Source organism: Janthinobacterium violaceinigrum, from assembly GCF_009208555.1.
Classification (GTDB): Bacteria; Pseudomonadota; Gammaproteobacteria; order Burkholderiales; family Burkholderiaceae_D; genus Janthinobacterium; species Janthinobacterium violaceinigrum.
In genome coordinates, this window is record NZ_WFLI01000015.1 from 106,471 (window position 1) to 120,258 (window position 13,788).

Genomic DNA, 13,788 nt, shown 5'->3' on the forward strand with positions numbered 1-13,788 from the left:
ATGTCCCCCACCATCCTGTTTGCCGTCGTCCTCGCGTATTTCCTGATCCTGCTGGGCGTGGCGTGGCGCACGTCGCGCCATGCCACCAACGACAGTTTTTTCATCGGTAACAAGGACAGCAACTGGATGCTGGTGGCCTTCGGCATGGTGGGCACGACCCTGACGGGCGTGACCTTCATCAGCGTGCCGGGCGCCGTGGGGAGCAACGGCTTCGGCTATATCCAGCTGATGATCGGCTATGTGCTGGGCTACCTGGCCATCACCTTCATCCTGCTGCCGCTGTACTACCGGCTGCAGCTCACGTCCATCTACCGCTACCTGGAATTGCGCCTGGGACGGCGCTCCTACCAGAGCGGGGCGGCGTTCTTCATCGTCTCGCGGCTGCTGGGCGCCACGGCGCGCTTGTACCTGGTGGTCAATATCCTGCAGGCCACGATACTCGACAGCTTCGGCGTGCCGTTCTGGCTGACGGCGTGCGTCGTGCTGCTGCTGATCCTGCTGTACACGTATGAAGGGGGCGTCAAGACCATCGTCTGGACCGATACCCTGCAAACGGCGTGCATGCTGGCCGGCCTCTTCATCTGCAGCGTGTTCTTGCTGCGCGAGATGGACCTGTCGCTCGTCGACAGCCTCGAGCGCATGCGCGCACAGGGCCTCACGCGCATCTTTACCACCGACCCGGACAGCCCCGCCTATGTGTGGAAGCATATTCTTGCCGGCATGTTCATCACCATCGCCATGACGGGCATGGACCAGGAGATGATGCAAAAGAATATCTCCGTGCGCACCTTGCGCGACTCGCAAAAGAATATGCTCAGCCTGACCGTGGTGCTCACGGGCGTGCTGCTGCTGTTCCTCTTCCTGGGCGGCTTGCTGCACCTGTACGCGCCGCTGGCCGGTGTGACGGCCACGGGCGACAAGCTGTTTCCCGCCGTGGTGCTCGGGCATTTCCCCGCCGTGGTGCAGCTGATCTTCTTCATCGCCCTCATTTCCGCCCTGTTTCCCAGCGTGGACGGGGCGCTCACGGCGCTCACGTCCACCTTCTGCATCGACATCCTGGGCCTGCAGCGGCGGACGGATTTGAGCCCGGCCGTGCAGATGCGCTGGCGCCGCAAGGTGCACCTGGGCTTTGCAGCGCTGTTTTTGATCCTCATCATGGCCTTCAAGTGGCTCGATGATCCCAGCATGATAGGCGTGATCCTGAAGCTGGCCAGCTATACCTATGGTCCGCTGCTGGGCCTGTTTGCCTTCGGTCTGTTGAGCAAGCGGGGCGTGCGCGACCGCTGGGTGCCTCTGGTGGCCGTGGCCGGACCGCTGCTGTGCGCGCTGATCGAGCAGGAGCAGGCGCGGCTGTTCGACCACTACCGCATCGGCCTGGAATTGCTGATCCTGAACGGCGCCCTCGTGCTGGGCGGCCTGTTCCTCATTTCCACGCCGCCGGGGCCGGCTGGCCGGGGCGCGCAATACTTGTCAAAATAAGACGAATCCCAAGACGATCGCGGCCATTTTCAGCTATATTGGTTTCCTTTAGGTACATAACCTCACGGAGCATCAATGTCACTCAACCCCTTTCCGCCGCTGCGCCGCGGTTTCGGCGCATTCTGGCGCGCGCTGGACGCCACCCGCCGCGCGGTCATCAACCTGATTTTCCTGCTGATCGTCATCGCCATCCTGATCGCCATCTTCGGCGGCGGCGCCAAGCCCCTGGCGGACAAGACCACCCTGGTGCTGGACTTGCAAGGCCCGCTGGTCGAGGAAACCCCGGGCGGCGTGCGCGAGGCCGTGCTGGCCAACGTCAGCGGCGAAGTCAAGAAAAGCGTGCAGCTGCGCGACGTGCTGGCGGTGCTCGACACAGCATCCAAGGACAAGAACATCGGCTCCATGGTGATCCTGCTCGACGAGCTGCAGGGCGGCGGCCTCGCTTCGCTGCGCGAAGTGGCGGCTGGCGTGGAGCGCTTCCGCGCCACGGGCAAGAAGGTGACGGCCTGGGGTTCCAGCTACAACCAGCGCCAGTACCTGGTGGCGGCCAAGGCGGACGAAGTGTTCGTGCACCCGATGGGCGGCGTCATGCTGGAAGGCTTTGGCCGCTACCGCAATTACTACCGCGATGCGCTCGACAAGGTGGGCGTGACGGTGAACCTGCTGAAAGTGGGCACGTACAAAAGCGCGGCCGAGCCTTTCATCGCCAACGGCCCGTCCGAAGCGGCGGCCGAAGCGGACCGCTACCTGAACAGCGGCCTGTGGACGACGTACACCACCGACGTGGAAAAATCGCGCAAGCTGCCGGCCGGCGCCATCATGCAGACGATCGACAACCTGCCCGCCATGATGACGGCGGCTGGCGGCGACCTGGGCAAGCTGGCCCTGGACGGCAAGCTGGTCGACGGCTTGAAGACGCGCGATGAACTGCGCCAGTTCATGATGGCGCGCGGCGCCAGGAATACGGAAGGCACGAACTTCCGCCAGGTCAATTACATGGACTACCTGGCGCGCCTGCGCCCCGTGCACGTGGGCGACGCCGTCGGCGTGGTCATCGCTTCGGGCGAGATCGGCGACGGCATCGCGCCACCGGGCGCCATCGGCGGCCTGTCCACCTCGCGCCTGATCCGCCAGGCACGCGAAGACAAATCGATCAAGGCCGTCGTGCTGCGCATCGACTCGCCGGGCGGCAGCGCCTTCGGTTCGGAACTGATCCGCCGTGAACTGGAACTGACGCGCGCTGCCGGCAAGCCGGTGGTCGTCTCGATGGGCAACGTGGCCGCTTCCGGCGGCTACTGGATCAGCACCTCGTCCGATGAAGTGATCGCCGACGCGGCCACCATCACCGGCTCCATCGGCGTGTTCGCGATTCTGCCGACGGCCGACAAGGTGGTGGAAAAGCTGGGCATCCACACGGCCGGTTCGCCCACCACGTGGCTGGCCGACGCGGGCAACCCCTTGCGTCCGCTCGATCCCCGTTTTGCGCAAGTGATCCAGGGTTCGATCAACCACGTGTATGGCGACTTCCTGAGCCTGGCCGCCAAGGCGCGCAAGACCACGCCGGAAAAGATCAATGAAGTGGCGCAGGGCCGCGTCTGGACGGGCTTGCAGGCGAAAGACCGCAACCTGGTCGACCGCATCGGCAGCTACGGCGATGCGCTGGCTTCCGCCGCCAAGCGCGCCAAGCTGGGCGCCGACTACCGCGTCACCTACCTGGAACAGGAAACGTCGAACGTGGACCGCCTGATCGGCATGTTCGGCTCCAAGGCCATGGCCTCGCTGGGCCTGGGCGAGCACGTGAAGCTGGGCCTGGCCAGCACGGGCTTGCCGGCCGACGTGGCGCTGGGCATGGCGCGCGACCTGAGCTGGTTGTCGGGCATCACGCGCGAACAGAAGCCGTTCATGGCCCTTACGCACTGCCTGTGCGAGGTGCCCCTGGGCGGTAAGTAACACCTGACCAAATCTGCTGCGCTCGATGATTTGCGGCCTGCGATGCTCACTGTGCTCAAGCACAGTTCCGCTTCTCGGTCACAACTCATCGTCGCTCGCGACGATTTTGTCAGGCGTTACACGGCAATATGGATGACACCCCCAAGCCGGCTTCGCCCGGCTTGTTTCATATGCAGGACAGCGATGAGGAGCAAGGCATGGCAAGCGACATGAGCGGAGAAACTGACACGGCGATCACCATCCGTCCCTGCGTGAAGGGCGACGAGCAGGCGCTGGCGCTGGTGGGGCAAGCGACCTTCCTGGAAGCGTTTGCCGGCATTCTCGATGGCGCCGACGTCATCGCCCATTGCCAGCGCCAGCACGATGCGCAGCTGTACCGCGACTGGCTGGCGCTGCCGGCCATGCGGCTGTGGCTGGCCGAGGCCACGCCGGGCGGCGCGCCCGTCGGCTACCTGGTGCTCAGTCCCGCCGGCCTGCCGGTGGCGGACCCGCGGCCGGACGACCTGGAAATCAAGCGCATCTACCTGCTGCACCGCTTCCAGGGCCAGCGCGTGGGCCAGCGCCTGATGCAGGCGGCGCTGAGCCAGGCGCGCGCCAGCGGGGCGGGAAGGGTGCTGCTGGGCGTGTACGCGGAAAACCGCGACGCGCTGGCGTTCTATGCGCGCTGCGGCTTTGCGCAGGTAGGCCGGCGCACCTTCCGCGTGGGCCGCACCGACTACCAGGACGTCATCCTCGGCATGACCGTGTAAAACCGGGTAAGGAATTGCTGCCATCCGTTTCTGCCCGGGTACCCGCGCGGCGCCAGTGTCAAGGCCGCCAGCGGGATTTTTGTAGCGAGTTTGTATCGACATGCCAGCCGCCCGCCGTGTGCCGCGGCTGCGCCTCCCGGCCCCGCAAGCCTGATTTTTCCTCCGTTCCCCCTTGGCGGCCGTGCCGCGTCCGCCTGCGGGCCGCCCCCGGCCCTTGGGGGCGCCTGTGTAATTGTTTCAAATGGAAATGAAACAGAAACATGACTATGCTAGAGTCGTTTCACGATGGGAGCGTGGCTTTTTCAGCTGATCTTCAGCTCTTGACTCCCTGACGCTTTGTAGCTGTATCACCCCCGAAAAACGGCCGTCCGGCCTGAGTGTGTTCCACCTCGGCCGGCGCCACAGACTCGCCGTGCCAGCGGCCTATAAAAGGATAAGCGATGGATTCGCAGACAGCACCCAATACCCCACGGCGCAGCCGCCGCTCGAAAATCGTCGGCAGCGTTATCGCGCTGGCAGTGATGGCCGCGCTGGGCGGCGGTGCCTGGTATCTGACCCATTCGGGCGCCAGCGCGCCGGGCGGCGCCGGCATGGCCGGCCCCGGCGGCCCTGGCGGGCCCGGTGGCGCCGGCGGGCGCCGCGGCGCGCCCTCGACCACCGTTGGCGTGGCCACGGCCGTGAAGTCCGACCTGCCCGTGGTGCTCGATGCGCTGGGCACCGTGACGGCGGCATCCACCGTGACGGTGCGCCCGCAGGTGTCGGGCATCCTGAAGGAATTGAAATTCAAGGAAGGCGGCATGGTCAAGGCGGGCCAGGTGGTGGCGCAGATCGACCCGGCCCAGTTCGAGATGGCGCTGATGCAGGCCACGGGCCAGCGCCAGCGCGATGAAGCGCAGCTGGAAAACGCGCGCCTGACCCTGAAGCGCTATCAAACCCTGCTGGGCCAGGATTCCATCGCGCGCCAGGACGTCGATACGCAGGCCGCGCTGGTGAAACAGCTGGAAGGCACGGTCATGACGGACCGCGCGGCCGAAGGCACGGCCAGGCTGAACCTGGGCTACACCAAGGTGGTCTCGCCGATCAGCGGACGCGCGGGCCTGAAGGTGGTCGATATCGGCAACCTGGTGAATACCAGCGACGCGGGCGGCGTGGTGGTGGTGACGCAGCTGTCGCCCATCGACGTGCAGTTCTCCGTGCCGCAGGATAAGGTGCAGACCATCCAGGAACGCCTGAATGCCGGTGCGGCCCCGGCGGCGCTGGCGCTGGACCGCACGCGCACGCACACGCTGGACACGGGCAGCCTGAGCGCGCTCGATAACCAGGTCGACGTGCAGACGGGCACCGTGCGCGCCAAGGCCCGCTACGCGAACGACAAGATGGCCCTGTTCCCCAGCCAGTTCGTCAACGTGCGCCTGGAACTGGGCAATATCACGGGCGCCGTGCTGGTGCCCGTGACGGCCCTGCGCCACAGCAATAATGGCGATTTCGTGTATGTGCTCAAGGCCGACAAGACCGTCACCGTGCGCATGGTCACGCGGGGCCAGGCCACCACCGACATGGTGGAAATCCGCGCCGGCCTGGAAGCGGGCGAACAAGTCATCACGGAAGGCGCCGACCGCCTGAAGGAAGGTGCGAAAGTCACCCTGGCAGGCGACAAGCCGGCCGGCGCGGGCGGCGCCACGGGCGCGAACGGCGAACGCCGCCACCGCCGCCAGCAGGCTGACGGCGCGGCCAGCGCATCGGCTTCCGCTTCCGCACCCGCATCCGCACCCGCATCCACGCCAGCGGCGGCGCCGGCGAAGGGCGCAGCGCAATGAGTCCATCGACTCCGTTCATCAAGCGCCCCGTCGCCACGGCGCTGCTGATGCTGGCCATCGTGCTGGCGGGGCTGGTCGGCTTCAAGTTCCTGCCGCTGGCCGCCTTGCCGCAGGTGGACTTCCCCACCATCCAGGTGCAGACCCTGTACCCGGGTGCCAGTCCGGAAGTGATGGGGCAGACCGTCACGGCGCCGCTGGAGCGCCAGTTCGGGCAGATGTCGGGCTTGCAGCGCATGAGTTCCACCAGCGCGGCCGGCGTCTCCATCATCACCTTGCAGTTCACCCTGGGCCAGACCCTGGACGTGGCCGAGCAGGAAGTGCAGGCGGCCATCAACGCGGGCGGCTCGCTGCTGCCCACCGACTTGCCGGCGCCGCCCGTGTACGCGAAGATCAACCCGGCCGACGCACCCGTGCTGACCCTGGCCATCACCTCGGACACGATGCCGCTGACGCAGGTGCAGAACATCGTCAACACGCGCCTGGCCCTGAAGATCAGCCAGGTCAACGGCGTGGGCCTGGTGTCGCTGTCGGGCGGCCAGCGTCCCGCCGTGCGCATCCAGGGCGACACCAAATTGCTGGCCTCGTACGGCCTGGGCCTCGACAGCCTGCGCACGGCCATCGCGGCGGCCAACGTCAACAGCGCCAAGGGCAGTTTCGACGGTCCCACGCGCTCGTTCACCATCAATGCGAACGACCAGCTGGTAACGGCGGAAGACTACAAGCGCCTGATCATCACCTATAAAAACGGCGCGCCCGTGCGCCTGTCCGACGTGGCCAACGTCGTCGACAGCGCGGAAAACACGCGCCTGGGCGCCTGGTCGGGCAAGCAGCCGGCCATCATCCTGAACGTGCAGCGCCAGCCGGGCGCCAACGTCATCAAGACGGTCGACGCCATCAAGGCCCTGCTGCCGGAGCTGCAATCGAGCCTGCCGGCCGCCATGAAACTCGACGTGCTGAGCGACCGCACGACGGGCATCCGCGCTTCCGTCGAACACGTGGAAATGGAACTGCTGCTGTCCGTGCTGCTGGTGGTGCTGGTGATCTTCGCCTTCTTGCACAGCCTGCGCGCCACGGTGATCGCCAGCCTGTCCGTGCCGATTTCGCTGATCGGCGCCTGCGGCGTCATGTATCTGCTCGGCTACAGCCTGAACAACCTGTCGCTGATGGCGTTGACGATCGCCACGGGCTTTGTCGTCGATGACGCCATCGTCATGATCGAAAACATCGCGCGCTACATCGAAGAGGGCGAAACGCCGATGGCCGCCGCCCTGAAGGGCGCGTCGCAGATCGGCTTTACCATCATCTCGCTGACCGTTTCCCTGATCGCCGTGCTCATTCCCCTGTTGTTCATGGGCGACGTCGTGGGCCGGCTGTTCCGCGAATTTGCCATGACCCTGGCCATCACCATCCTGATTTCCGCCGTCGTCTCGCTGACCCTGGTGCCGATGATGTCGGCGCGCTGGCTGAAGAGCCACGCCGACGAGAAAATCAGCGCCACGGGCCAGCGCATCCAGGCCTTCCTCGACAAGGTCATCCATCAGTACGACCATGCGCTGGTGTGGGTGCTGAAACGCCAGGGACTGACCCTGCTGGTGGCCCTGGCCACCTTGCTGCTGACCGTCATCCTGTACATCACGATTCCGAAGGGCCTGTTCCCCACGCAGGACACGGGCCAGCTGCAGGCGCGCATCGAAACCTCGCAAGCCGTCTCGTACGAACGCATGGCCACCCTGCAGCAGGCGGCGGCCAGCGCGCTGCTGGAAGATCCCGATGTCGATACCTTGAGTTCCCTCGTGGGCGTCGACGCGGCCAACAACACCATGCTGCACACGGGGAGCATGCTGATCAATCTCAAGCGTTCGCGCAGCGATAGCCAGGACGACATCATGGAGCGCCTGCGCAACCGCGTGGCCAAGGTGGCCGGCGTGACCCTGTATCTGCAGCCGACGCAGGATCTCACCATCGATGCGGAATCGGGCCCCACGCAATACCGCGTCTCGCTCGAAGGGGCCGACACGGCCACCGTCACCGAGTGGGCCGGCAAGCTGGCGGCGCGCATGCGCGAAAAATCGCAGCTGCGCAACGTGGTCACGGACGCGGGCGCCACGGGCGCCGCCGTCGTCGTGGCCATCGACCGCGACAGCGCCGCGCGCATGTCCGTCACCACGGCCACCGTCGACGACGCGCTGTACAACGCCTTCGGCCAGCGCATCATCTCGACCATCTTCACGGAAACCAACCAGTACCGCGTGATTCTCGAAGCGCAGCCGGGCATCGTCACCACGCCGGCCGACCTGTCGGACCTGCAGGTGCGCACGGGTTCCGGCAAGTCGACGCCGCTGTCCGCCTTTGCCAGCGTCAGCGAAAAACAGGCGCCGCTGCAGATCACGCACGTGGCGCAGTACCCGGCCACGACGCTCGGCTTCGATACGACGCAGGGCGTGGCGCTGGGCAGCGCCGTCGACGCCATCCGCCAGGCGGCGAAGGACATCGCCTTGCCGCCATCGGTGAGCCTGACCTTCCTGGGTGCGGCCGGCGCGTATGAAAACTCGCTGTCGAACCAGCTGTGGCTCATTCTGGCCGCCGTCGTCTGCGTCTACATCGTGCTGGGCGTGCTGTACGAAAGCTACATCCACCCGCTGACGATCCTGTCGACCCTGCCGTCGGCCGGCGTGGGCGCCTTGCTGGCGCTGATGATTTCCGGGCAGGACCTGGGCGTGATCGGCATCATCGGCATCATCCTCCTGATCGGCATCGTCAAGAAGAACGCCATCATGATGATCGACTTCGCCATCGAGGCCGAGCGCGACGAGGGCAAGAGCCCGCAGGAAGCCATCCACCAGGCGGCGCTGCTGCGTTTCCGCCCCATCCTGATGACCACCCTGGCGGCCCTGTTCGCGGCCGTGCCGCTGATGCTGGGCTGGGGCGAGGGCGCCGAGTTGCGCCGCCCGCTGGGCCTGGCCATCTTCGGCGGCCTGATCGTCAGCCAGGTGCTGACCCTGTTCACCACGCCCGTGATCTACCTGGGCTTCGACCGCCTGGGCCAGCGCTTTGCGGGCAAGCCGAAGCCCCCTGGCGTGAACCTGGACAAGCCGGCCGATAATGCGGGGAGCGCCGCGTGAACCTGTCCGAACCGTTCGTCAAGCGGCCCATCGCCACCGTGCTGCTGACCATCGGCATCGCGCTGGCGGGCATCGGCGCCTTCTTCGTGCTGCCCGTCTCGCCGCTGCCGCAGGTCGATTATCCGACCATTTCCGTCAGCGCCAGCCTGCCCGGCGCCAGTCCCGTGACCATGGCCACCTCGGTGGCCACGCCGCTGGAGCGGCGCCTGGGCGTGATTTCTGGCGTCAACGAGATGACGTCGTCGTCGGGCACGGGCTCGACGCGCATCAACCTGCAGTTCGACCTGAACCGCAAGATCGATTCGGCCGCGCGCGAAGTGCAGGCGGCCATTTCCGCCTCGCGCGTGGACTTGCCGGCCACCTTGCGCAGCAACCCCACCTACCGCAAGGCCAATCCGTCCGACGCGCCCGTGATCATCCTGGCGCTGACGTCGAAAACGCGCACGCCGGGCCAGATCTACGATGCCGTATCGAACCTGGTGCAGCAGAAAGTGGCGCAAGTCAAAGGCGTGGGCGACGTGGAACTGGGCGGCGGCTCGCTGCCGGCCGTGCGCGTGGAACTGCTGCCTTACCAGCTCAATCACTATGCCGTCTCGATGGAAGACGTGCGCGCGGCCATCCAGGCCACGAATGCCAACCGGCCCAAGGGCGCGATCACGGGCGACGAACGCAGCCTGCAGATCTACTCGGGCGCCAGCACGGCTTCGGGCGGGCGCAGCGCGGCCGACTACCGCAGCCTGGTGGTGGCCTGGCGCGACGGCGCCGCCATCCGCCTCGACGACGTGGCCGAAGTGGTCGACGGCGTGGAAAACACGAATACCCTGGGCCTGTTCAACGGCGACCCGGCCGTCATCGTGCTGATCACGCGCCAGCCGGGTGCCAACGTCATCGCCACGGTGGACGGCGTGCGCGCGCTGCTGCCGCAACTGCAGGCGCAGCTGCCGGGCGACATCAAGCTGCAAGTGGCGTCCGACAGCACCAATTCCATCCGCTCGTCGCTGCACGAGATCGAATTCACCCTGATTCTGTCCATCGTGCTGGTGGTGCTGGTGGTCAGCGCTTTCCTGCGCAGCGTGCGCGCCACCATCATCCCGGCCGTGGCCACCATCGTTTCCTTGCTGGGCACGTTCGGCGTGATGTACATGCTGGGCTTTTCCCTGAATAACCTTTCCCTGATGGCGCTGACGGTGGCCACGGGCTTTGTCGTCGATGACGCCATCGTGGTGCTGGAAAATACGCAGCGCCACATCGAGGCGGGCATGGACCGCTTCAAGGCGGCCCTGCTGGGCGCGCGCGAAGTGGGTTTCACGGTGCTGTCGATCAGCCTGTCGCTGGTGGCCGTCTTCATCCCGCTGCTGTTCATGGGCGGGCAGGTGGGACGCCTGTTCCGCGAATTTGCCGTCACCCTGTCGGCCGCCGTCATGATTTCGCTGGTCATTTCGCTGACCACCACGCCGATGATGTGCGCCTGGCTGCTGAAGAGCGGGCAGCAGCACAAGCCGCCCGGCGCCGTCGCGCGCTGGTTCGAGCGGGGCTTCGAGCGCATGCTGAAAGTCTATGAGCATTGCCTGGACTGGGCCTTGTCCAGCGCCGCGCTGGTGATGACCATCCTGGTGTTCGTCGTCGGCCTGAACGTGTACCTGTTCGCGGCCGCGCCCAAGGGCTTCTTCCCGCAGCAGGATACGGGCCAGATCAACGGCGGCATGCGCGCCGACCAGAGCATCTCGTTCCAGGCCATGCAGGGCAAGCTGCGCCAGCTGGTCAACATCATCAAGGACGATCCGGCAGTCGCCACCGTCGTGGGCTTCACGGGTGGGGGCAGGGCAGGGGGCGGCTTCATGTTCATCGATTTGAAACCCGCTTCGCAGCGCACGGACAAGGGGCAGGCCGTGATCGCGCGCCTGCGCCCGCAGCTGGCCAAGGTGACGGGCATTTCGCTGTTCCTCAACCCCGTGCAGGATTTGCGCATGGGCGGGCGTTCCAGCAATTCCACCTACCAGTACACCCTGATCAGCGACAACCAGGCCGACCTGAAGAAATGGGCGGCGAAACTGGCCGACCAGATGAAGCTGCAGCCGGCCCTGATCGACGTCGATACGGACCAGGCGGAAAACGGCGTGGAAACCTTCGTCTCCATCGACAAGGACCGCGCCACGGAACTGGGTGTGCAGGTGCGCGACATCGACAATGCGCTGTACAACAGCTTCGGCCAGCGCCAGGTGGCGACCATCTACGATGAGCTGAACCAGTACCACGTGATCATGGAAGTGGCGCCCCGCTATGCGCAAAGCCCGGAAGCGCTGCGCTCCGTGTACGTGCCGGCGTCGAATGCGGCGGCTGTCGCCGCCACCGGCGCGACGGCCACGGCCACCACCAGCGCCGTCGCCGCGACGACGTCGAATACGACGGCGGCGCGCGATCCGTCCAGCGGCACGGCGCTCTCGACCTCGCTGGCGACGATGGTGCCGCTGTCGTCGTTCAGCAGCTTTGCCGAAAGCTCCACGGCGACCTCGATCAACCACCAGGGCGGCGAGCTGGCCACCACCGTGTCGTTCAATCTCAGCGACGGCTATCCGCTCAGCGACGGGCAGGCGGCCGTGGCCCAGGCCGAGTCGGAAATCGGCATGCCGGTGAATGTGCGCGGCAGTTTCCAGGGTTCGGCAAAGAGCGCGCAGGACAGCAACAAGGAGCAGCCGCTGCTGATCCTGGCGGCCATCGTGGTGATCTATATCGTGCTGGGCATCCTGTACGAAAGCCTGGTGCACCCCGTCACCGTGCTGTCGACGTTGCCGTCGGCGGGGGTGGGCGCCGTGCTGGCATTGCTCCTGTTCCGTATGGAGTTTTCCATCATCGCCCTGATCGGCGTGTTCCTGTTGATCGGTATCGTCAAGAAAAATGCTATATTGATCATCGACTTCGCGCTGGAAGCCGAGCGTTCGCGCGGACTGACAGCGGTGGAGGCGGTGCGCGAGGCTTGTTTGCTGCGTTTCCGCCCCATTCTGATGACCACCCTGGCGGCGGCGCTTGGCGCCTTGCCGCTGGCGATCGGTTTCGGCGAGGGGTCGGAGCTACGCCAGCCCTTGGGGGTCGCCATCATCGGCGGCCTGATTGCCAGCCAGTTACTCACATTGCTGACCACCCCGGTGGTCTATATCCTGCTCGACAAGCTGCGCACGCGCAGCGCCGACGAGCAGCAATTGAGCCGCATTCCTGGGCCAGATAACCCGAGCACACAATCATGAAGCAAGTAAAACCTGACGTATCCGCTGTTCCCGCCCGCCATTTGCTGGCAGTGGCAACGGCCACCGCTTTCCTCCTGCTGGCCGGCTGCGCCGTCAGCCCCGCGTATGAAACGCCGACGGCCGCCGCGCCGCAAACGTTCAAGGAGGCGGCCGGCTGGCAACCGGCCGTGCCCGCCGACACCCTGGAGCGGGGCCCCTGGTGGACCCTGTTCGGCGACGCGCAGCTGAACCAGCTGGCCGACAGCATCGACATATCGAACCAGAACGTGGCGGAAGCCGTCGCCTCGTACGAGCAGGCGCGCGCGCTGGTGCGCGAACAGCGCGCCTCGCTGTTCCCCACCGTGAGCCTGACGGGCAGCGGCGCCCGCTCCGGTGGCGGCGGCGAGCAGCAGACGAACAACAACTTCAAGGCCGCCATTGGCGCGTCGTGGGAACCGGACATCTGGGGCCGCCTGCGCGCCGGCGTGACGGGGGCGGACGCCAGCGCGGCAGCCAGTGCCGCGGACCTGGCTGCCGCGCGCCTGTCGGCGCAGGGCGAGCTGGCCACCAATTATTTTTCGCTGCGCCAGAGCGATGCGCAGATCGCGCTGCTCAATGCCACCATCGACGGCTACAAGCGCGTGCTCGACATCACCAGCAACCGCTTCAATTCCGGCATCGCCGCCAAGTCCGACCTGCTGCAGGCGCAGACGCAGCTGGCCAATGCGCAGATCGACCTGTCGAGCCAGACGCGCGCGCGGGCCCAGCTCGAACACGCGATTGCCATCCTCTTGGGCCGCGCCCCGTCGGACTTCAGCCTGGCCGTGGCGCCGTGGACCCTGACCGTGCCCGAAGTGCCGCTGGGCGTGCCGTCGACCCTGCTGCAGCGTCGTCCCGACATCGCCGCCGCCGAACGCCGGGTGGCGGTGGCCAACGAGCAGATCGGCATTGCCCGCTCGGCCTACTATCCCAGCCTGAACCTGACGGGGTCCTACGGCTCGGGCGCCAGCAAGGTGGGCGATTTGTTCAATGCGTCGTCGAGCCTGTGGTCGCTGGGCGTGTCGGCCGCGCAAACCTTGTTCAACGCGGGCGCCACCACGGCCAGCGTGGATGCGGCCAAGGCGGGGCATGAGGCGGCCGTGGCCCGCTACCGCCAGACGGTGCTGTCCGCCTTTGGCGCCGTGGAAGACCAGTTGTCGGCCACGCGCGCGCTGGCCGAGCAGCTGGCCTTGCGCCAGCAGGCGTCGGCGGCGGCCGACCAGGTCGAGCAGCAGATGCTGAACCGCTACAACGCGGGCCAGGTCGGCTACACGGACGTGGTGACGGCGCAAGTGACGGCCCTGTCGGCGCGCCGCTCGCTGGTGCAGGCGCAGGCGGACCGCCAGACGACGGCCGTGGCCCTGATCCAGTCGCTGGGCGGCGGCTGGCATACGCCGCAGCCGCAGTAACG

7 protein-coding genes are annotated in these 13,788 nt (G+C 66.4%); all 7 read left to right on the forward strand.

The window, feature by feature from the left end:
* Window positions 1–1,479: a sodium:solute symporter gene (locus tag GCN75_RS14835; protein WP_152283185.1), complete on the forward strand. Its 1,479-nt coding sequence runs from the start codon at window positions 1–3 to the stop codon at window positions 1,477–1,479.
* Between the two features lie 75 nt (window positions 1,480–1,554).
* Window positions 1,555–3,429, forward strand: coding sequence for a signal peptide peptidase SppA (gene sppA / locus GCN75_RS14840; protein WP_152283186.1), 1,875 nt, complete (start codon window positions 1,555–1,557; stop codon window positions 3,427–3,429).
* Between the two features lie 209 nt (window positions 3,430–3,638).
* Window positions 3,639–4,178, forward strand: a complete 540-nt coding sequence (locus tag GCN75_RS14845) for a GNAT family N-acetyltransferase (protein ID WP_152283187.1) — start codon at window positions 3,639–3,641, stop codon at window positions 4,176–4,178.
* Window positions 4,179–4,618: 440 nt separating this feature from the next.
* A complete protein-coding gene (locus tag GCN75_RS14850) occupies window positions 4,619–5,995 on the forward strand; it encodes an efflux RND transporter periplasmic adaptor subunit (protein ID WP_152283188.1) in 1,377 nt (458 codons plus the stop codon).
* Window positions 5,992–9,117 carry an efflux RND transporter permease subunit gene (locus GCN75_RS14855; RefSeq protein ID WP_152283189.1) on the forward strand — a complete coding sequence of 1,042 codons (3,126 nt, stop codon included), beginning with the start codon at window positions 5,992–5,994 and terminating at the stop codon, window positions 9,115–9,117. The genes GCN75_RS14850 and GCN75_RS14855 overlap by 4 nt, the downstream gene beginning before the upstream one ends.
* A complete protein-coding gene (locus GCN75_RS14860; RefSeq protein WP_152283190.1) occupies window positions 9,114–12,359 on the forward strand; it encodes an efflux RND transporter permease subunit in 3,246 nt (1,081 codons plus the stop codon). Before GCN75_RS14855 ends, GCN75_RS14860 begins: the two co-directional genes overlap by 4 nt.
* On the forward strand, window positions 12,356–13,786 hold the full coding sequence (locus GCN75_RS14865) for an efflux transporter outer membrane subunit (protein ID WP_226941403.1): 1,431 nt from the start codon (window positions 12,356–12,358) through the stop codon (window positions 13,784–13,786). The genes GCN75_RS14860 and GCN75_RS14865 overlap by 4 nt, the downstream gene beginning before the upstream one ends.
* Window positions 13,787–13,788: the final 2 nt, after the last annotated feature.

Coding starts and splice junctions, on each gene's coding strand:
- GCN75_RS14855 (WP_152283189.1), top strand. CDS start 5,992: ATGAGTCCATCGACTCCGTTCATCAAGCGCCCCGTCGCCACGGCGCTG.
- GCN75_RS14850 (WP_152283188.1), top strand. CDS start 4,619: ATGGATTCGCAGACAGCACCCAATACCCCACGGCGCAGCCGCCGCTCG.
- GCN75_RS14845 (WP_152283187.1), top strand. CDS start 3,639: ATGAGCGGAGAAACTGACACGGCGATCACCATCCGTCCCTGCGTGAAG.
- sppA (WP_152283186.1), top strand. CDS start 1,555: ATGTCACTCAACCCCTTTCCGCCGCTGCGCCGCGGTTTCGGCGCATTC.
- GCN75_RS14835 (WP_152283185.1), top strand. CDS start 1: ATGTCCCCCACCATCCTGTTTGCCGTCGTCCTCGCGTATTTCCTGATC.
- GCN75_RS14865 (WP_226941403.1), top strand. CDS start 12,356: ATGAAGCAAGTAAAACCTGACGTATCCGCTGTTCCCGCCCGCCATTTG.